The following is an 18,346-nucleotide window of genomic DNA, read 5'->3' as shown; positions in this document are numbered from 1 at the left end:
TCGCAGGCAGCCAGGGGCAAGAGACGCTCCAGGTCCCCTTGAAGCGCTTCGTTCCCGCTGGATGCCTTGCCTTCGCGCCCCCCAGGCCTAGAGTCCAGCATGGCTCTCGCTCTCTCCCTGCAGCGGGAGCCAGGGAGAGCCCCATGAAGCGAGTCCTGAACATCGCCGCGTTCGTGCTGCTGATGCTGATCGGCCTGATGGCCACGCGTCCGGCGCACGCGGTCTCGGCGGTCACAGGCACGGTCAGCTACGACCCGGTGACCAAGCTCTACACCTACACCTACACCATCGATGCCAGTGTGCTCTCGTCGATCGGGCATGTGAGCTTCGCGATCCGGCAGAACGTCCAGATCAACTGGTCGGGGCCGCTGCCTACCACCTGGGGTCAGCCCGACGACTTCAACTTCGCGATCCTGTCCGGCGGCGGTGCGCCCGGACCGGTCGGGCTCTCGGGCTCGTACTGGGGATGGACCAGCTCCTTCCCGTACGGCGTGTACGACGAGGACCTCGTGTTCTGGTTCTCGACGACCCGCGGCGTGAGCACGGACACGGCCAACAACTTTTACCTGTTCTCGGGCGGCTACACCGGCGGCCCGCCCGGCTACGAGGGATTCGTGGACTTCGGGAACATCGTCGCGCCGGCGCTGGTCAACATCGAGGCGCCGCCGGGGATCGTGCCGGAGCCGGGCACGGCGCTGCTGTGGGCGATGGGGCTGCTGCCGGTGATGTGGGCGGTGGGGAGGAGGCGGGTGGGTTGAGGCCTCTGCTCAGCAGCCTTCCGTGAGCGCTCCAAGCGATAGCGCGCCGATCGGATGAGCTGTTCGTAAGAGAACGCCTGTCTACGGCAAGCATTGACGGGTCCGCTCACCATGAGCGACTCGCCCCTCAGATGCCGCGGCACGGAGTACCCGACGACGAACGCCGTGAACGTTGGGAGCGCGCGCAATGCCGCGCGCTCGCTCACTTCGCGAGCGTCCTCCCACACCTGGCGCAGGTCTTCCTGGTCAATCTCCAATCGCTCCACCTTGGTCGCGACCATCAGCACGTCCCGTCCGTCCGACATGCCAGATCCCGTCCGACATGGAAGCTCAATCGAGGTGATCGAGTACGACATGTTGGAGAGAAGTGCCAGGTCTTGACGATCATTTCGATCGACGGATGTCGCAGGCAGCATCCGATCCCGCAGGACACCGTGAGCAGCGGCCCAAAGGTCCTCGTGGGCCTGATATCCCGAACCCTCATATAGCGACCCGAACAGCCATCGGGACTGGGTCACCAATAGGTCGAGCTGCCGACGCTCGTCGCTTCCACGCTCTTCCAACAACTGCTCCATCGCCGAGACAACGCGAAGCCGATGCTCCAACTCTTCGCGCAGACAAGACGACTCTCGCTCCCTGCATCTTGCGAGCAGTCGCTCGACGGGATCTTGTTTCGCGACGAGGGTTGCGTCTTCGGATTCGGCGGTGTGGGTCAAGGCGATGCACTCCGTTGGTCCCTCCAGCTCGACGATCGCTCCGGACAGGGCGCTAGGATGCTGCGCTCACGCCAGCCGTCTGCCAGCCCTCCTGGATCTCTTATCGACACGGAGTTGACGATGCGCAAACCCTCCCGCGCCCTGCCCTTCCTCTTTGCCGGCGCGATGCTGGTTTCCGGCGCCGTTCATGCGGCGCCGACCGAGACCCGCGACCTCAAGCAAGAGGAAAGCAATCGCGCGTTGGTGGTCGACTTCTACGACCGCTTCTTCAACAAGCACGAGGTCGGCGCAGCGAGCGTCGTGGCCGACAGCTACAAGCAGCACAACCCCGAGGTGCCCGACGGCAAGGCGCCTTTCGTCTCCTACTTCAGCGGCTTCTTCAAGCAGCACCCGAAGACGAGTTCTCGGATCGTGAGGACGGCCACCTCCGGCGACCTGGTCTATCTGCACGTGCACTTCCGCGCGGAGCCGAGTGATCGCGGCTCCGCGGTGGTCGACATCTTCCGCGTCGAGAAGGGTCGGATCGTGGAGCACTGGGACGTCGTGCAGGACGTGCCGGAGAAGGCGGCGAATGGGAACACGATGTTCTGATTGCCGGCCGGGCCCATTGCCCTCCGCCTTAGCAAAGCGTGCCTGATTTTCGCTACGCCTTGCGCCTTCGCCCCGTCAATGCCTTGTTCCGCGAGGCAACAGATCGTCGCGCTGCATAGCTCGATTCAGGCGCGAGGGAGCATTGAAGATTGACCGTAGGGTGGCCATTCCTGCCGCCTTCAATGAATCAAGACCTTGTCGATCGAGGCGACAGCTGGATTTAGCGCGGTCCCGGCAGGTCTTGATTCGCATGGGGCAGCTGGCGTCGCGCGCACTCTTCAGGTTGCGGAGTTAATTCGGGTTCGTTTGCGCCTCCGCGCAAACACTTGTCGTCCCCGCGACACCGCGCGACCCCTCGATAGGTAGATACCCGAAGTCATACGACTTCTCCTTGAATCGCGGCATTGGTATCGCTACCATCAATTCCGATTGGTACCGCTACCAACACGTTCACCGCCACGATTCCTCCCGGAGACAAGTCCCGCCATGACCTCGCCCCAAGACCTCAAGACCACCATCTCCCACGGCCTGCTGTCCTTCCCGCTGACCGACTTCGACAGCCAGCTGAACTTCGCCCCCAAGGCCTACGCCGACCGCCTCGAATGGCTGATGCCCTACGGCGCCACCGCCCTCTTCGCCGCCGGCGGCACCGGCGAGTTCTTCTCGCTCGAGCCCAAGGAATACAGCGAGATCATCAAGGTCGCCGTCGAGACCTGCAAAGGCAAGATGCCCATCATCGCGGGCGCCGGCGGCCCCACCCGCGTCGCCATCCAATACGCGCAGGAGGCCGAGCGCCTCGGCGCCCAAGGCGTGCTGCTGCTGCCGCACTACCTGACCGAAGCCTCCCAAGAGGGCCTCGTCGCCCACGTCCAGGCCGTGTGCAAGAGCGTCAAGTTCGGCGTCATCGTCTACAACCGCGGCGCCTGCCGCCTGACGCCCGAATCGCTGCTCAAGCTGGCCGACACCTGCCCCAACCTGATCGGCTTCAAGGACGGCATCGGCGACATCGAATCCTTCGTCTCCATCCGCCAGCAACTGGGCGACCGCTTCAGCTATCTGGGCGGCCTGCCCACCGCCGAAGTCTTCGCCGGCGCCTACCGCGCCATGGGCTGCCCGGTGTACTCGTCGGCCGTCTTCAACTTCATCCCGAAGACCGCCATCGACTTCTACAACGCCCACGCCGCCGGCGACACCGCCACCACCGACCGCCTGATCCAGGAGTTCTTCCTGCCCTACATCGCCCTGCGCAACAAGGGCCACGGCTACGCGGTCTCCATCGTCAAGGCCGGCGCCACCCTGATCGGCCACACCGCCGGTCCGGTCCGCCCGCCCCTGTCCGACCTCAAGCCCGCCGAAGTCGACGAGCTGGGCGCGCTGATCTCCAAGCTTGGCCCGCAGTAAGCGCCCCGAGACGCAAGACGAGAGAGCAGTCCATGTTCAAGAACCTGATCAACGGCGAGTGGGTCGAAGGCCCGCGCGTTTCCCGCAACATCAACCCCAGCGACACGCGCGACGTGGTCGGCGAGTACGCCCAGGCCGACGTGGCCCAGACCCGCGACGCCATCGCCGCCGCGCGCGCCGCCTTCGGCAAGTGGAGCCTGTCCACGCCGCAGCAGCGCTTCGACATCCTCGACGCCGCCGGCAACGAAGTGCTGGCCCGCCGCGCCGAGCTCGGCGACCTGCTCGCCCGCGAAGAGGGCAAGACCCTGCCCGAAGCGATCGGCGAGGTGGTGCGCGCCGGCAACATCTTCAAGTTCTTCGCCGGCGAGGCGCTGCGCGTCGGCGGCGAGACGATCCCGTCCGTGCGCCCCGGCGTCGGCGTCGAGGTCACCCGCGAGCCCATCGGCGTCGTCGGCCTGATCACGCCCTGGAACTTCCCCATCGCCATCCCGACCTGGAAGCTCGCGCCCGCGCTGGCCTTCGGCAACACCGTCGTGCTCAAGCCGGCCGATCTGGTGCCGGGTTCCGCCTGGGCCCTGGCCGACATCCTCAAGCGCGCCGGCCTGCCGGACGGCGTGCTCAACCTGGTGATGGGACGCGGCTCCGAAGTCGGCGCCGAGTTGCTCGAGAACCGCGGCGTCGACGCGATCAGCTTCACCGGCAGCGTCGGCACCGGCCAGCGCGTCGCGGCCGCCGCCGTCGCGCGCGGCGCCAAGTTCCAGCTGGAGATGGGCGGCAAGAACCCGTTCGTGGTGCTGGACGACGCCGACCTGGACGTGGCCGTCGCGGCCGCCGTCAACAGCGGTTTCTTCTCCACCGGCCAGCGCTGCACCGCCTCCTCGCGCCTGATCGTGACCGAAGGCATCCACGACCGCTTCATCGACGCGGTCGTCGCCAAGATGAAGACGCTCAAGGTGGACGACGCCCGCAAGGCCGGCACCGACATCGGCCCCGTGGTCGACGAGCGCCAGCTGGCTCAGGACCTGGAGTACATCGCCATCGCCAAGGCCGAGGGCGCGACCCTGGCCGCCGGCGGCGAGGCGCTGCCGACCAACGCGGCGGGCGCGCCCGGCTTCTATCTGACGCCGGCGCTGTTCACCGAGACCGCGGCCTCCATGCGCATCAACCAGGAAGAGGTCTTCGGCCCCGTGGTCAGCGTGATCCGCGCCAAGGACTACGACGAAGCGCTGGCCCTGGCCAACGACACGCCCTTCGGCCTGGCCACCGGCATCGCCACCACCTCGCTCAAGCACGCGACGCACTTCAAGCGCCACGCGCAGGCCGGCATGGTGATGGTCAACCTGCCAACCGCGGGCGTCGATTACCACGTGCCTTTCGGCGGCCGCAAGTCGTCCAGCTACGGCCCGCGCGAGCAAGGCCGCCATGCCGCCGAGTTCTACACGACGGTGAAAACCGCCTACACCCAGGCGTGATGTAGACCTGATGCAGAACTGACCACGAGTCCGATCGCGCGCATCATCCGGGTCCAGTCCCGGCTCAAGAGGCGCGACGGACACGACGGGCCATGGGGCGCCTGTCGTTCGCTGACATGGAAGCCGGCTGGAGATCTCCGAATGCGGAGTCTCCCAAGAGACCGGCCCTCGAATCCGATCCGGAGACAACATGCAGTTATCCCTTTCCTCCTCCGCCGCCGGGACCGCCGGCCGCGTGCGCTACGGCGTGCTGGCGATGATCTTCATCGTCACGGTCCTGAACTACGCCGACCGCGCCACGGTCGGCGTCGCCGGCCCCGTCCTGTCCAAGGAACTGGGCATCGACGCGGTCCAGATGGGTTTCATCTTCTCGGCCTTCAGCTGGTCCTACGTGCTGGGCCAGTTGCCCGGCGGCTGGCTGCTGGACAAGTTCGGCGCCAGGCAGGTCTATGCCTGGAGCATCCTGCTGTGGTCGCTGTTCACGCTGCTGCAGGGCTCGGTCCATTACATGGGCATGGATTCGATGCTCTTCGGTCTGCCGCTGGCGGTGAGCGCGCTCTTCCTGATGCGCCTGCTGGTCGGTCTGGCCGAGTCCCCCTCCTTCCCCGCCAACGGCCGCATGGTCGCCGCCTGGTTCCCGGTGAAGGAACGCGGCACCGCGTCCGCCATCTTCAACTCGGCGCAGTACTTCGCCACCGTGCTGTTCGCGCCCATCATGGCTTGGATCGTCCATGCCATCGGCTGGTCCGAGGTCTTCTACTTCATGGGCGGCCTGGGCATCGTGATGAGCGTCATCTGGATGCGCACCATGCACAACAGCCCGGCCGATCATCCCGGCATCTCGGCCGCCGAGCGCGAGCACATCGAGGCCGGCGGCGCGCTGCTGTCGGGCAATGCGAAGTCCGGCAAGGCGGACAAGAAGGACTCGGGTCCCCAGCTCGCGTATCTGAAGCAGCTGCTGGGCAACCGCATGATGCTGGGCGTCTACATCGCGCAGTACTGCGTGAACGTCCTGACCTACTTCTTCCTGACCTGGTTCCCGATCTATCTGGTCAAGGAACGCGGCATGTCGCTGCTCAACGCCGGCTTCGTCGCGGCGCTGCCCGCGATCTGCGGCTTCGCCGGCGGCGTGCTGGGCGGGGTGATCTCCGACTGGCTGCTGCGCCGCGGTCATTCGCTGACCTTCGCCCGCAAGGTGCCCATCGTCGTGGGCATGCTGCTGTCGACCTCGATGATCGCCTGCAACTACGTGGGCATCGAGGCCGTGGTGGTCGGCATCATGGCGCTGGCCTTCTTCGGCAAGGGCCTGGGCGCGCTGGGCTGGGCGGTGATGTCGGACACCTCGCCCAAGGAGATCGCGGGCCTGTCGGGCGCGCTGTTCAACACCTTCGGCAACGTGGCCGGCATCGTGACGCCCATCGTCATCGGCTACATCGTGCAGACGACGCACTCGTTCAACGGCGCGCTGGTCTTCGTCGGCGCGCACGCGCTGATCGCGGTGCTGAGCTATCTGCTCATCGTCGGCGAGATCAAGCGCGTCGTGCTCAAGCCCGTCTGAACGACCGTCGCTTGAAACGCGCGCAAGTCCTGACCCTCCCCAGGTTGATCCGACCCAGGAACCTCCCATGATTTCCTCCCCGCTGACCATTCAGATGCACGAGGCCGACAACGTGGCCATCGTCGCCAACGACGGCGGACTACCCGAGGGCACGGTGCTGCCCTCCGGTCTGGTGCTGCGCAACCACGTGCCGCAAGGCCACAAGGTGGCGCTGGTCGACCTGCCGGTCGACGCGGCCGTGCTCCGCTACAACGTGCCCATCGGCTATGCGCTGCAGGCCATCCCGGCCGGCAGCTGGGTGCACGAGCGCCTGCTGCGCATGCCGCCGGCGCGCGAGCTCGAAGGCCTGCCCATCGCCACGGTGAAGGCACCGGTGATGGCGCCGCTGGAGGGCTACACCTTCCAGGGCTACCGCAATGCCGACGGCTCGGTGGGCACGCGCAACATCCTGGCCATCACGCAGACGGTGCAATGCGTGTCGGGCCTGGTGGAGTTCGCCGTCGAGCGCATCAAGCAGGAGTTGCTGCCCAAGTACCCCAACGTCGACGACGTGGTCGCGCTGGAGCACAGCTACGGTTGCGGCGTCGCGATCGACGCGCCGGACGCGGTGATCCCGATCCGCACGGTGCGCAACATCAGCCTCAACCCCAACTTCGGCGGCGAGGTGATGGTGGTGAGCCTGGGCTGCGAGAAGCTGCAGCCCGAGCGCCTGATGCCGCCGGGCTCCATCCCGATCGCGGATCGGCGCGGCGAGCCCACAGTCGCCGATGCGGCCGTTGCCGGCGGTCTGGACGTCGTCTGCCTGCAGGACGCGCGGCATGTGGGCTTCATGTCGATGATCGAGTCGGTGATGCGGCAGGCCAAGGTCCATCTGGAGCGTCTGAACGCGCGCCGTCGCGAGACGGTGCCCGCGTCGGAGCTGGTGGTGGGCGTGCAGTGCGGCGGCAGCGACGCCTTCTCCGGCGTGACGGCCAATCCGGCGGTGGGCTTCTGCGCCGACCTGCTGGTGCGGGCGGGCGCGACGGTGATGTTCAGCGAGAACACCGAGGTGCGGGACGGCATCGCGCAGCTGACTGCACGCGCGGCCTCGCCGGAAGTCGCGGACGCGATGATCCGCGAGATGGCCTGGTACGACGAGTATCTGAAGCGCGGGAGCGTGGACCGCAGCGCCAACACCACGCCGGGCAACAAGAAGGGCGGCTTGTCCAACATCGTGGAGAAGGCGATGGGCTCGATCGTGAAGAGCGGCAGCTCGCCGATCTCGGGCGTGCTGTCACCGGGGGAGAAGCTGCGCCGCGATCAGCGCGGGCTGATCTATGCGGCCACGCCGGCGAGCGACTTCATCTGCGGCACCTTGCAGCTGGCCGCGGGGATGAACCTGCACGTCTTCACGACGGGCCGGGGCACGCCTTATGGCTTGGCGGAATGCCCGGTGATCAAGGTCGCGACGCGCAGCGATCTGGCGCGCCGCTGGCACGACCTGATGGACATCAACGCCGGCGAGATCGCCGACGGGGAGAAGAGCATCCAGGAGACGGGTTGGGAGATGTTCCGGATGATGCTGGACGTGGCCTCCGGGCGCCGCACCTGGGCCGAGCGACACGGGCTGCACAACGCGCTGGTGTTGTTCAATCCGGCGCCGGTGACTTGAGATCCTCTCCCCCGCCTCACCGCGCGTCCGTCACCTGCCTGAACGACAGATCCAGAATCTCCGCCACCAGCCCCAGCAACTGCGACGCGTCGTCGCTCGGCAGCAGCTCCGCCTCGGGCGCCCGCGCGTCATGCACGCTCAGCAGCGCATGAAACGGCGTGCACCCCAACGCGCCCGCCGGTAGGTTCTCCCCCAGATACCGATCGTCATACGGCGCCACCGGACGCTCGGTCAGATCGACCATGGTCCCCAGCATCCGCTGCACATTCCCGCGGTGATCCCGCGCCACCACCCGCCCGCGCGACAGCACCGTCCGATAGCCCGACCCATTGCTCCGCAGCCGGAAGCGCTGTTCATACATGTCGGTGAAGCCGTCGAAATGCGCGCGCAGCGTCAGCATCATCGGCTCGAGGTCCTCCGGATGGACGCGGCAACGCCAGAACGCCGTGCTGTCCGGCTGTTCCGGATGCGGAAAGCCCAGATGTTCTTTCCAACGCGGCGAGTAATGCACCAGCTCCAGCGGTGGATTCAGGTCCCAGACGCCGAAGGCGCCCTGCTCCACCGCCCCTCGCCAGCGCCGGACCTCGTGATGACGGATCCCCATGGCGGGTGATCTTGCGCCCGCCCCCTGGAGCGGGTCAATGTGGCCTTCCCCCGTGAACGGGGAATAGTGCCCGCGCCCGAATCCGGCAAGTGCCGCTCAACCCAGCGCCGCCACCAGTTCCGCCGCCGCGGTCAGCAGCGCCGGCTCCGACCGCATCGGCGGAAACGGATCCACCGGCACCCACAGCGGCTGACGCCGCCAGGTCAGCTTCCTCAGCCGGAAGCCCGCCCGCACCAGCGCCGCCAGCACCCGGGCCAGCTCGGCCCGCAGCGCCGTCAGCACCGGTTCCTGCTCGGCCAGCACCGTGATCGAGAGCCCGGCCCGCGAGCCCTCCAGCTGCAATCCGATCGCCTCGCCGCGCCAGCGCAACAGCAAGCTCAGCGCGGGTTCGTCCGGCGCGGAGCCTGCCCCCGCGAAGGGCGAAGCCCCCTCCTGCGGTGGATGCCGTTCAGACGGCGCGGCATGGGCCGGCATCGGCCGGTCCTGCCTCACCCAGTACGGCAGCGGCAGCAGCCACAGGGGCTCGCCGCTCGGACCGGTGGGCACCTGCCCATGCGCGAGCGCGATCGTCCAGGCCGAGACCAGCGCCGCCGGCGTGCGCAGCGTCGGCGCCTCCAGCATGGGCGCGCTCAGCAACTGACGGCGCCATTGCGCCAGGTCGGCGCGCAGCGCGGAGAGCTGCCCCCAGGCGCTGGGCGCGACGCCGCTCCCGGCCCCGCCGGCGGTCCCACCTGACGACCGGCGCTCCATCACCTCAAGCTCCAGCCGCGGCGACACCGTGCGCACGCGCAGCAGCAGCTGGTCGCCGGGTTGCAGGTCGTCGAGCGGCGGCTCGATCAGCGTCAGCACCTGGCCGCTGTCCAGCGACTCCAGACGCCAGCCGGCCTCGGGCGCGCCGGGCATGGGCCCGCCGGCAAGACGCAGCACGCTGCCCGGCAGCAGGCCCGGCAGGTCGCGCAGCACGGGTTGCAGCCGCGCCGTCGCGGTCACCGCGCCGACGGGGCCAACCGCGCCAATCGCTCCGATGCCGCTCGCACCGCCCGATGTCGATCCGGAAGTCGCCATGTCCGCATCCGCAGCCGGAGCTGCTCCGGCGGTCCGCCCAGCCCAGACGGCTCAGCGGACGAGATCCAAAAAGAGAAAGGCCGGACGTCGCCGCCCGGCCTTGCCGTGTCGATGTCCACCGGAGGCCCGGCGCGCTCGCGGCACGCGGGGATCCGATGTCGATCGCGGACGATCAGCCCAGCAGGGACATGACCAGGCCGGACATGCTGTTGGACTGCTTCAGCATGGCGGTGCCCGATTGCATCAGCATCTGCTTGGTGGTCATCGTGGACGACTCGGTCGCGTAGTCCGTGTCCATAATCCGGCCCTTGGCGGCGGCCGTGTTGGTGCTCATGTTCTGCAGGTTGTTGTAGACATGGTCCAGACGGTTGGCGGCGGCGCCCAGCGAGGCGCGCATTTCGCCGACCTTGTCGATCGCGGTGCCGATGGTGGTCAGCAGCGTGTTCGTGGTGGCCGACAGTTCGGTACCGGCGGCCGGGGTGGCGGCGTACTGGGTCGAGATCGCGGCCAGCGAGGTCGTCAGGGCGGTCAGCTGGGTGCTGGCGTTGACGGACATCGATTCGCCGGCGGAGGCGCCGATCTGGAAGTTCATCGCGGCGGACATCTTGCCCAGCGTGCCGTCGATGGTCGTGCCGTTCGAGAACAGCTGCGTGCCGCCGAAGGACGTGTTCTTGATGATGTTGGTCAGTTCGGTGCCCAGCGCGTCGTACTCGCCTTGCATGGCGGTCTTGTCGGTGGCGGTCGAGGAGGCCGAGAAGGCTTCGGTGGCCAGGTCCTTCATGCGCAGCAGGATGTTGCTGACTTCGTTCAGGGCGCCTTCACCGGTCTGCAGCATCGAGATGCCGTTCTGGGTGTTGCGCTGGGCCACGGCCATGCCGCGGGTCTGGGAGTCCAGACGGGTGGCGATCTGCAGGCCGGCGGCGTCGTCCATCGCGCTGTTGACGCGGAAGCCGGTGCCCAGGCGGGTCATCGAGGTGGCCAGGCTCTTCTGCGAAGAGCTCAGCGAGTTCTGGGTCGACAGGGCCGCGGCGTTGGTGTGCAGGCTCAACATGGTGTTTCGCTCCTAGAGAGAGGGGTCAAGCGCCATCGCGCTTCGTTGGTCGGGGCATTCAGCTGCCCTCCCACTCACAGGACGACCGGGGGCGGGAGCAACTTAAATGCGATCCGAAAATAATCCGGGCCGGATCGCGCGCAGGCCGCACATCGGGTTCCGAGCATTCGAGCTCTGAAGGCTTCGCACAGACGGGACGCTTCAATCCACTCGACAGCTATTGAAATCAAAGTGGGGATAGCCGATCGAGGGCAACCGCTTGGCCCAATCGTCGATCACGCGGTCGACGGGCACCGTGCGACCTCGCTTTTGTTGTTCCCCCGTCCCCCACTCCTTGATCTCCCGGCAAATCGCCTTCTGGTCCCGCGACGCCACCAGGGCCGCCAACATGACAGGAAGGAACTGCGACAGGTTCTTGTTCGCCTTGGTCCACTCGTAGAACTGCAGGTACTGCGGCCGAGCTGCTTCGTCAAAGGCCGGCGCGAATCCCATGCCACTTTCATCCGCATGCAGTGCATAGACGAAGGGGAAGTACAGAGGCCCCTTCAGTTCACTAGGAAACTGATCGCGCCGAGTCACCAAGGTTGTGATGCGATCCTGCGCATCGATAACAAGCGGCGACGCTTGATCGAACGCATCGAGCGCCGTGCTTTCGAGTCCGCCGGCGCCCAGCCGGAAGACGCGATAGGTGAAATGGCGGCCACCAAGATGACCGCACAGCACCACGTATCGATCGGCAAGCGAAGCCAGCGCCGGGACCTCGCCGCAACCCGGTTCGAGCGGAGACAACTCCTTGAGGATCTCGTCACGGCCTCCGGTCCGGCCTCGCGTCACTTGGATCACGGCCCTCGGCACGAAGTCGCCGGACATCCTCTCGCCCTTCGCACGCCACGGCGCGAAACGTACCTCGTACTCGCCGAGCTTCCCCACCGTTTCAGCGACCGCCACGGGGCCTTGAAGCAAGGTGAATGCCAGGAACGTAGCCCTGAAGACCATCTTGCAGTTTCGACCCGACAACAACTTCTGTTTCATGCGGAGACCTAGCTCTGAATCGATGCCGAAACGTCGGCATTTGTGATCGCCGGACTCTAGGCAAGTTGAAGAGCGTTGGCCTCGGTGTCGGCACCTAGCGAATTTGAGTCAGATGACTGACCGGTTGAATAAGAACCCCGACTTGAAAAGGCCACCCCAGAGTGATGTCGGAACGCAGAACGGGGGGCGGGCATGGCGTCGCCTATCGCGCCTCGTACATATACCGCCTCGTCAACGGCACCGGCGCCACGCCGCCGTCGCGCTTGCTGGCCAGGATCTGGTACAGGCCCAGCTCGCCGGTCTCGAACTCCAGCGCCGAGGCCGCCATGTACAGCCGCCAGATGCGGAAGTGCGCCTCGTCGACGTACTGCAGCGCCTGCTCGTGGTGCTCCTCCAGCTTCGCCACCCAGGCCCGCAGCGTGCGCGCGTAATGCATGCGCAGCCCCTCGACGTCATGGAGCTCGAACTGCTGCTGCTCCATCACCCGCATCACGTTGCTGGCGCGGTCCAGCTCGCCGTCCGGGAAGACGTAGCGGTTGATGAACTTCGAGGACAAGGCCTGCCCCCAGCCGTCCTCCTCATGGGTGATGCCGTGGTTCAGGAACAGCCCGCCCGGCTTGAGCAGCCGATGCACGCTGCCGAAGTAGGTCGGCAGGTTCTTGAGCCCGACGTGCTCGAACATGCCGACGCTGGAGATCTTGTCGAATTGGCCCGTCATGTCGCGGTAGTCGCACAGCCGCACCTCCACCTGCCCTTGCAGACCCGCCGTGGCGATGCGCTCCTTGGCCAGATCCAGCTGCCGTTGCGACAGGGTGATGCCCGTCGCCTTCACGCCGTAATGACGCGCCGCATGCATCACCAGCGCGCCCCAGCCGCAGCCCACGTCCAGCAGCTCCTCGCCCGGCTGCAGCCGCAGCTTGCGGCAGATGTGGTCCAGCTTGGACCACTGCGCCTGCGCCAGCCCGGTGTCCTCGGTCTCGTAATAGGCGCAGGAATAGACCATCGCCGGGTCCAGCCACAGCGCATAGAAGTCGTTGGACAGGTCGTAATGGAAGGCGATGGCGGCCTTGTTCTCGGCCCGCGTGTGGCCGCGCACCTGGCCCGAACGCAGCTCCGGATCGCTCGCGCCGGGCGGGGGCGCCAGCAGCCGCACCGCCAGCCGCAGCCGGTCGCTCCAGGACAGCGTCAGCTCCGGCAGATGGTCCTTGAGCTGCAGCGCGGCGAAGAAATCGCCCTCGACGTCGATCTGCTGGGTGAAGTAAGCCTCCGCGAATCGCAGCGGGTCACGGCCCAGCAGCAGCTTGCGCAGCGCCGCCGGCTCATTGAGCACCAGGGTGAATGCTGGCGCGACGCCGCGCGACGCCTCCCGGCCCAGCTCGGTCTGCCAGCCGCCGAGCCGCAATCCCATGCTGCCGGGGTAGGCGGAGAACAGCCGCTGCAGCAGCGCCAGGCCGGACGGCGGCAACGGGGGCACGCCCGCAGCGCTGGCGATCGCCTCGGCGGCACGGGCGGCCGACGACGACGTGGGGGACAACAGTTCCTGATCCATGCACTTCCTCATCCGGAGAAGGTCGAAAGCATGTGGGTCGGAAGCGCCGCAGGGTCAGTTCTTGCCCCGCTCGGCGGCGACGGGCCCTGACCGGGCGCGGGCGGCCCGGGGTCGTGCGCCCATATTAGCCATGCCTCCTTCCCTTTGGGGATGCCACCCCACCGGCCCCGCCCGGACAGGGGACTTTGGGCGAGGCTCGCATCGCCCCTCCCCGGGAAGCCGTTGCTCGCTCGCACGGCTGCCCCAAACGAGTCATCACAGGGCAGCCCGCTCGCGCCACAATCGCCCCGATCCGGCCTCGCGAACAGTCCGTGAAGGACGCGCGAAGGGGCCGCGAACAAAAAGCCAAGGAGTAGCCATGCCTCACGCGTTTGCCAACACCCTCGCCAGCTTCAAGACCGCGTCCGGAACGACCGGCAAGTACTACTCGCTGCCCCAGCTGGCGGCGAAGTTCCCGAACGTGAACCGGTTGCCGGTGTCGATCCGGCTGGTGCTGGAATCGGTGCTGCGCAACTGCGACGGCAAGCGCGTCACCGCCGAGCACGTCGAGCAGCTCGCCAACTGGCAGCCCAACGCCCCGCGCAACGAGGAGATCCCCTTCGTCGTCGCCCGCGTGGTGCTGCAGGACTTCACCGGCGTCCCGCTGCTGGCCGATCTGGCCGCGATGCGCGACGTCGCCCTGAAGCAGGGCAAGGATCCCAAGACCATCGAGCCGCTGGTCCCCGTGGATCTGGTCGTCGACCACTCGGTCATGATCGATTACTTCGGCGACAAGAAAGCGCTGGACCTGAACATGAAGCTCGAGTTCCAGCGCAACCGCGAGCGCTACGAGTTCATGAAGTGGGGCATGCAGGCCTTCGACACCTTCGGCGTCGTGCCGCCCGGGTTCGGCATCGTCCACCAGGTCAACCTGGAATACCTGGCCCGCGGCGTGCACAAGACCTCCGGGGCCGACCCGGTCTACTACCCCGACACCTTGGTGGGCACCGACAGCCACACCACGATGATCAACGGCGTGGGCGTGGTCGGCTGGGGCGTGGGCGGTATCGAGGCCGAGGCCGGCATGCTGGGCCAGCCGGTCTACTTCCTGACGCCGGACGTGGTCGGCTTCGAGCTGACCGGCCGCCTGCGCGAAGGGGTCACCGCCACCGACCTGGTGCTGACGGTGACCGAGATCCTGCGCAAGGCGAAGGTGGTGGGCAAGTTCGTCGAGTTCTACGGCGAGGGTACGGAGTCGCTGTCCGTCCCGGACCGCGCCACCATCGGCAACATGGCGCCCGAGTACGGCGCCACGATGGGCTTCTTCCCCGTCGACGAACGCACCATCGACTACTTCAAGGGCACCGGCCGCACACAGGCGGAGATCGAGGCCTTCGAGTCGTATTTCCGCGCGCAAGGCCTGTTCGGCGTCCCCAAGGGCGGCGACATCCGATACAGCCAGGTCGTTTCGCTGGATCTGGGCGCGGTCGTCCCCTCGCTGGCCGGCCCCAAGCGCCCTCAGGACCGCATCGTCATCACCGATCTGGCCAAGACCTTCACCTCGCTGTACAGCAAGCCGGTGACCGAGAACGGTTTCAATCAGCCGGCCGAGAAGCTCGCGAAGCAGTTCCCGCTGGGTGGCGCGCAGCAGGGCCTGTCCATCGCGAACGGCGACGTGCTGATCGCCGCCATCACCTCCTGCACCAACACCTCCAATCCCAGCGTCCTGCTGGCGGCCGGTCTGCTGGCCAAGAAGGCGGTGGAGGCGGGGCTGAAGGTCCAGCCGCACATCAAGACCTCGCTGGCGCCCGGCTCGCGCATCGTCACCGAGTACCTGGAGAAGGCCGGCCTGCTCCCGTATCTGGAGAAGCTGGGCTTCACCGTCGCCGCCTACGGCTGCACGACCTGCATCGGCAACGCCGGCGACCTGACGCCCGAGATCAACGAGGCCATCACCAGCAACGACCTGATCTGCGCGGCGGTGCTGTCGGGCAACCGCAACTTCGAGGCCCGCATCCATCCCAACATCAAGGCCAACTTCCTGGCCAGCCCCCCGCTGGTCGTGGCCTACGCGATCGCCGGCAACGTCACCCGCGACCTGATGACCGAGCCCGTCGGCCACGGCAAGGGCGGCAAGGCGGTCTACCTGGGCGACATCTGGCCCACCAGCGACGAGATCAACGCGCTGCTCAAGCTGGCGCTCAATCCGGACGCCTTCCGCGCCAACTACGGCAAGGTCAAGGCCGAGCCGGGCAAGCTGTGGGAGAAGATCAAGGGCGTCACCGGCCAGGTCTACGAATGGCCGACCAGCACCTACATCGCGCAGCCGCCCTTCTTCGGCGGTTTCACGCAGATCCCCGAGGCCCAGGAAGCCGGCGTCAAGGGCGCCCGCGTGATGGCGCTGTTCGGGGACTCGATCACCACCGACCACATCTCCCCGGCCGGCGCGATCAAGGAAGCCTCGCCTGCAGGCTCGTACCTGAAGGCGCAGGGCGTGCTCAAGCCCGACTTCAACAGCTACGGCTCGCGCCGCGGCAACCATGAAGTCATGATGCGCGGCACCTTCGCCAACGTCCGGATCAAGAATTTGATGATCCCGGCCAAGCCCGACGGCGCGCGGGAGGAAGGCGGGCTGACCCTGTTCCAGCCCAGCGGCGAGAAGCGCTTCATCTACGACGCGGCCATGGACTACATCGCGGCCGGCATCCCGACGGTGATCTTCGCCGGCGAGGAGTACGGCACCGGCTCCAGCCGCGACTGGGCGGCCAAGGGCACGCAGTTGCTGGGCATCAAGGCCGTGGTGGCCAAGAGCTTCGAGCGCATCCACCGCTCCAACCTGGTCGGCATGGGCGTGCTGCCCCTGCAGTTCCGCGCCGGCGACAGCTGGGAGTCGCTGGGCCTGACCGGTCGCGAGCTGATCGACATCGAGCTGGGCGACGAGATCAAGCCGCAGTCCGAGGCGACGCTCGTGATCCGCGCCGAGGGCGCCGCCGAGCGCCGCGTCCCGCTGATCCTGCGCATCGACACCCCGATCGAGGTCGAGTACTACCGCCACGGCGGCATCCTGCCCTACGTGCTGCGGCAGCTGCTGGCGGCCTGAGGCCGCGAACGGCCGGTATCAGCAGATATCGGCTCGCCTGAAACGACAAGGGCGCTGACTTCGCGGTCAGCGCCCTTGTTCATTCAGCCGGATCGATGCCTTGGATCGATGCCTTGGATCGATTACTTGGTCGTGCCGGTGGTGTTGTTGGTCGTGGTCGCCTTCTTGGGGGCCGTCTTGGCGGCCGGCTTCGGCGCGGCCTTCGGGGCGGCGCCCTGGGCCTTGCCGTCGACTTCCTGCGACGCGGCGGTGGTGCCGCCCTGCACACCCAGTCGGCCGCCGGCGCCCAGGCCGCCCTTGACCGTCTGCGCCTTGTAGTTGCGCAGCGCCTTGACCATCTGGTTGTACGAGTCGGCGAAGGCGGTCACGATGACCTTGCCCGCCGGGGTCTTGCCGTAGGCACCGCCCGCGACGGCGGCGTTGCCGAAGAAGCTGGCGCCGCCGATGCCGAAGTCGAAGTTCTTGGCCGTACCTTCGGCCGCGGAGATCTGCACGCCCGAGCGGTTGTCCACCAGCAGCAGCGTGGTCGAGGCCTCGTTCTGGCTGATGTTGGCCGCCACCGCGGTCAGCAGGCCGATCGCGCCGGTGCCGATGCCGCCGCCACCGCCGCCGGTCTTGCCGGCGAACTGGATCTCGGGGCTCATCGTGTAGTCGGCGGCGACCATCTGACCTTGGCCGAAGTTGCTGCCGGCACGGGTCTCGCCGGACTGCATCAGGGCGCGTTCACGCTCCATGTTGGCGAAGGCGCGGCCGCGCTCGACGATGACGAAGCAGTTGGACTGCTGGACCATCAGGCGCAGCACCGGCAGGGTGGAGCCCAGCTGGCGCTCGCGCAGCTGCGCCCACCACGGGGCGTTCGTGTCCTCGAAGATGGCCAGCGTGCCCAGGGTCTCGTCGCAATGCTCGAGCTGGCTGTTCTTGTTCTCGGCCGTCGCGCCGCCGGCTGCGCCGGAGACGGTGCCCTTGTTCTCGCCCATGGTCGGCGCGGTGGCCAAGCAACCCGCCAGCAGCAGCGGGGACAGCAGGAGAGCGGACTTCAGCGCGGAGCTGGCAAGACGAGCGGGAGTGGCAAGCATGGAATCCTCCAGTTTTTATCGGAACGGGCGAGAGAAGCCGGGCCGGTCAGGGAGATGGCGGCACGGCCGGGGGAGCGGGTCGTCAAGGGCGCCAGGTCGTGGGAGAAGCCTGGGACGGGCGCGAGATTCGGTGCGGACGCTGTCGGCCGAGGGGTCGGCTTGGACGGCTCGATGGCCTCAATCGGCGGGCGTCGCCGGGGCGACGCCGTAATAGCCGCCGACCGGCTGGCCGTGCGGGTTGCCGATCCAGACGTTGGTGCCGAAGACGTCGGCACAGCCGCCCCAGGCGATTTCCAGCGCGCGGGGGTCTTCGTTGCGGGTCTGCGCGTAGAGCGAGACGGTGCTGTCGGAGGGGCCGATCGTGTAACAGACGCGGGCCCACACGGCGCGCGGGGCGGCGGAGATGACGGAAGCGGAACCTTCCGTGTCGCCATCGGAGGCCTTGGCGACCCACTTGGTGCCCCGGGTCGGACCGGGGTTGTACGTGAAAACGTACGGGACTTGGGCGATCGCGGCGATCGACGCGGCGAGCAGTCCGGCTGCCATCAGGCCTCTGGCCATCATTTTTTACTCCCCCTGCATGATTCTGTGATCAAAGGATGGCGCGGATTGTTCTGTGGCGCATCGGAAAAAGCGAGGCCCCCATCGTGGTGGATTCCCGGGAACCCTAGACGGAGGGATGGCGCGCGGGGCGCTCTTGAGGCTGCCGGGCGCGCTGGCCGCACAAGACACCGTACGGCATG

At 67.3% G+C, this 18,346-nt stretch carries 14 protein-coding genes; 7 read left to right on the top strand and 7 right to left on the bottom strand.

From position 1 onward, the window contains the following. Nucleotides 1–143 precede the first annotated feature (143 nt). The 6 genes from ABDW59_RS11545 to garD all read left to right on the top strand — a co-directional run bounded on the left by ABDW59_RS11545 (nucleotide 144) and on the right by garD (nucleotide 8,147). Nucleotides 144–758, top strand: coding sequence for a hypothetical protein (locus tag ABDW59_RS11545; RefSeq protein WP_343629935.1), 615 nt, complete (start codon nucleotides 144–146; stop codon nucleotides 756–758). An 881-nt stretch (nucleotides 759–1,639) separates the two neighbouring features. Next, nucleotides 1,640–2,065, top strand: coding sequence for a nuclear transport factor 2 family protein (locus ABDW59_RS11540; protein WP_343630008.1), 426 nt, complete (start codon nucleotides 1,640–1,642; stop codon nucleotides 2,063–2,065). 486 nt (nucleotides 2,066–2,551) lie between these two features. After that, nucleotides 2,552–3,466 (top strand): 5-dehydro-4-deoxyglucarate dehydratase, encoded by a 915-nt coding sequence (gene kdgD, locus ABDW59_RS11535; protein ID WP_343629934.1) that lies wholly within the window; start codon nucleotides 2,552–2,554, stop codon nucleotides 3,464–3,466. A gap of 32 nt (nucleotides 3,467–3,498) precedes the next feature. Continuing rightward, on the top strand, nucleotides 3,499–4,938 hold the full coding sequence (locus tag ABDW59_RS11530; RefSeq protein WP_343629933.1) for an aldehyde dehydrogenase family protein: 1,440 nt from the start codon (nucleotides 3,499–3,501) through the stop codon (nucleotides 4,936–4,938). A gap of 190 nt (nucleotides 4,939–5,128) precedes the next feature. Further along, nucleotides 5,129–6,496 (top strand): MFS transporter, encoded by a 1,368-nt coding sequence (locus ABDW59_RS11525; RefSeq protein WP_343629932.1) that lies wholly within the window; start codon nucleotides 5,129–5,131, stop codon nucleotides 6,494–6,496. 67 nt (nucleotides 6,497–6,563) lie between these two features. After that, nucleotides 6,564–8,147, top strand: coding sequence for a galactarate dehydratase (gene garD / locus ABDW59_RS11520; protein WP_343629930.1), 1,584 nt, complete (start codon nucleotides 6,564–6,566; stop codon nucleotides 8,145–8,147). 16 nt (nucleotides 8,148–8,163) lie between these two features. Here garD and ABDW59_RS11515 read toward each other — a convergent pair whose 3' ends face one another. The 5 genes from ABDW59_RS11515 to ABDW59_RS11495 all read right to left on the bottom strand — a co-directional run bounded on the left by ABDW59_RS11515 (nucleotide 8,164) and on the right by ABDW59_RS11495 (nucleotide 13,448). Continuing rightward, nucleotides 8,164–8,751, bottom strand: a complete 588-nt coding sequence (locus ABDW59_RS11515) for a PAS domain-containing protein (protein ID WP_343629929.1) — start codon at nucleotides 8,749–8,751, stop codon at nucleotides 8,164–8,166. A 96-nt stretch (nucleotides 8,752–8,847) separates the two neighbouring features. Then, entirely contained in the window at nucleotides 8,848–9,816 is a 969-nt protein-coding gene (locus ABDW59_RS11510; RefSeq protein ID WP_343629928.1) for a hypothetical protein, read from the bottom strand. Nucleotides 9,817–9,988: 172 nt separating this feature from the next. Continuing rightward, on the bottom strand, nucleotides 9,989–10,867 hold the full coding sequence (locus tag ABDW59_RS11505) for a flagellin (protein ID WP_343629927.1): 879 nt from the start codon (nucleotides 10,865–10,867) through the stop codon (nucleotides 9,989–9,991). 201 nt (nucleotides 10,868–11,068) lie between these two features. Beyond that, nucleotides 11,069–11,899: a hypothetical protein gene (locus ABDW59_RS11500; protein WP_343629926.1), complete on the bottom strand. Its 831-nt coding sequence runs from the start codon at nucleotides 11,897–11,899 to the stop codon at nucleotides 11,069–11,071. A gap of 202 nt (nucleotides 11,900–12,101) precedes the next feature. Beyond that, a complete protein-coding gene (locus ABDW59_RS11495; RefSeq protein WP_343629925.1) occupies nucleotides 12,102–13,448 on the bottom strand; it encodes a class I SAM-dependent methyltransferase in 1,347 nt (448 codons plus the stop codon). Nucleotides 13,449–13,806: 358 nt separating this feature from the next. Between ABDW59_RS11495 and acnA the strand changes: the two genes are divergently transcribed. Further along, nucleotides 13,807–16,527, top strand: coding sequence for an aconitate hydratase AcnA (gene acnA / locus ABDW59_RS11490; RefSeq protein ID WP_343629924.1), 2,721 nt, complete (start codon nucleotides 13,807–13,809; stop codon nucleotides 16,525–16,527). 122 nt (nucleotides 16,528–16,649) lie between these two features. Here acnA and ABDW59_RS11485 read toward each other — a convergent pair whose 3' ends face one another. Beyond that, nucleotides 16,650–17,603, bottom strand: coding sequence for a peptidoglycan-binding protein (locus tag ABDW59_RS11485; protein ID WP_343629923.1), 954 nt, complete (start codon nucleotides 17,601–17,603; stop codon nucleotides 16,650–16,652). A gap of 177 nt (nucleotides 17,604–17,780) precedes the next feature. Further along, the gene (locus tag ABDW59_RS11480; RefSeq protein ID WP_343629922.1) at nucleotides 17,781–18,149 is read right to left on the bottom strand and encodes a hypothetical protein; all 369 of its coding nucleotides are present in this window, start codon (nucleotides 18,147–18,149) and stop codon (nucleotides 17,781–17,783) included. Between the last annotated feature and the right edge of the window lie 197 nt (nucleotides 18,150–18,346).

Origin of the sequence: Roseateles sp., from assembly GCF_039595295.1 — a bacterium.
Classification (GTDB): Bacteria; Pseudomonadota; Gammaproteobacteria; order Burkholderiales; family Burkholderiaceae_C; genus Roseateles.
Note: the sequence above shows the minus strand (reverse complement) of the source record. Positions and strands in the feature narration are given on the sequence as shown.

Coding starts and splice junctions, on each gene's coding strand:
- ABDW59_RS11530 (WP_343629933.1), top strand. CDS start 3,499: ATGTTCAAGAACCTGATCAACGGCGAGTGGGTCGAAGGCCCGCGCGTT.
- kdgD (WP_343629934.1), top strand. CDS start 2,552: ATGACCTCGCCCCAAGACCTCAAGACCACCATCTCCCACGGCCTGCTG.
- ABDW59_RS11540 (WP_343630008.1), top strand. CDS start 1,640: ATGCTGGTTTCCGGCGCCGTTCATGCGGCGCCGACCGAGACCCGCGAC.
- acnA (WP_343629924.1), top strand. CDS start 13,807: ATGCCTCACGCGTTTGCCAACACCCTCGCCAGCTTCAAGACCGCGTCC.
- ABDW59_RS11500 (WP_343629926.1), bottom strand. CDS start 11,899: ATGAAACAGAAGTTGTTGTCGGGTCGAAACTGCAAGATGGTCTTCAGG.
- ABDW59_RS11510 (WP_343629928.1), bottom strand. CDS start 9,816: ATGGCGACTTCCGGATCGACATCGGGCGGTGCGAGCGGCATCGGAGCG.
- ABDW59_RS11485 (WP_343629923.1), bottom strand. CDS start 17,603: ATGCTTGCCACTCCCGCTCGTCTTGCCAGCTCCGCGCTGAAGTCCGCT.
- ABDW59_RS11515 (WP_343629929.1), bottom strand. CDS start 8,751: ATGGGGATCCGTCATCACGAGGTCCGGCGCTGGCGAGGGGCGGTGGAG.
- ABDW59_RS11495 (WP_343629925.1), bottom strand. CDS start 13,448: ATGGATCAGGAACTGTTGTCCCCCACGTCGTCGTCGGCCGCCCGTGCC.
- ABDW59_RS11480 (WP_343629922.1), bottom strand. CDS start 18,149: ATGGCAGCCGGACTGCTCGCCGCGTCGATCGCCGCGATCGCCCAAGTC.
- ABDW59_RS11525 (WP_343629932.1), top strand. CDS start 5,129: ATGCAGTTATCCCTTTCCTCCTCCGCCGCCGGGACCGCCGGCCGCGTG.
- ABDW59_RS11545 (WP_343629935.1), top strand. CDS start 144: ATGAAGCGAGTCCTGAACATCGCCGCGTTCGTGCTGCTGATGCTGATC.
- garD (WP_343629930.1), top strand. CDS start 6,564: ATGATTTCCTCCCCGCTGACCATTCAGATGCACGAGGCCGACAACGTG.
- ABDW59_RS11505 (WP_343629927.1), bottom strand. CDS start 10,867: ATGTTGAGCCTGCACACCAACGCCGCGGCCCTGTCGACCCAGAACTCG.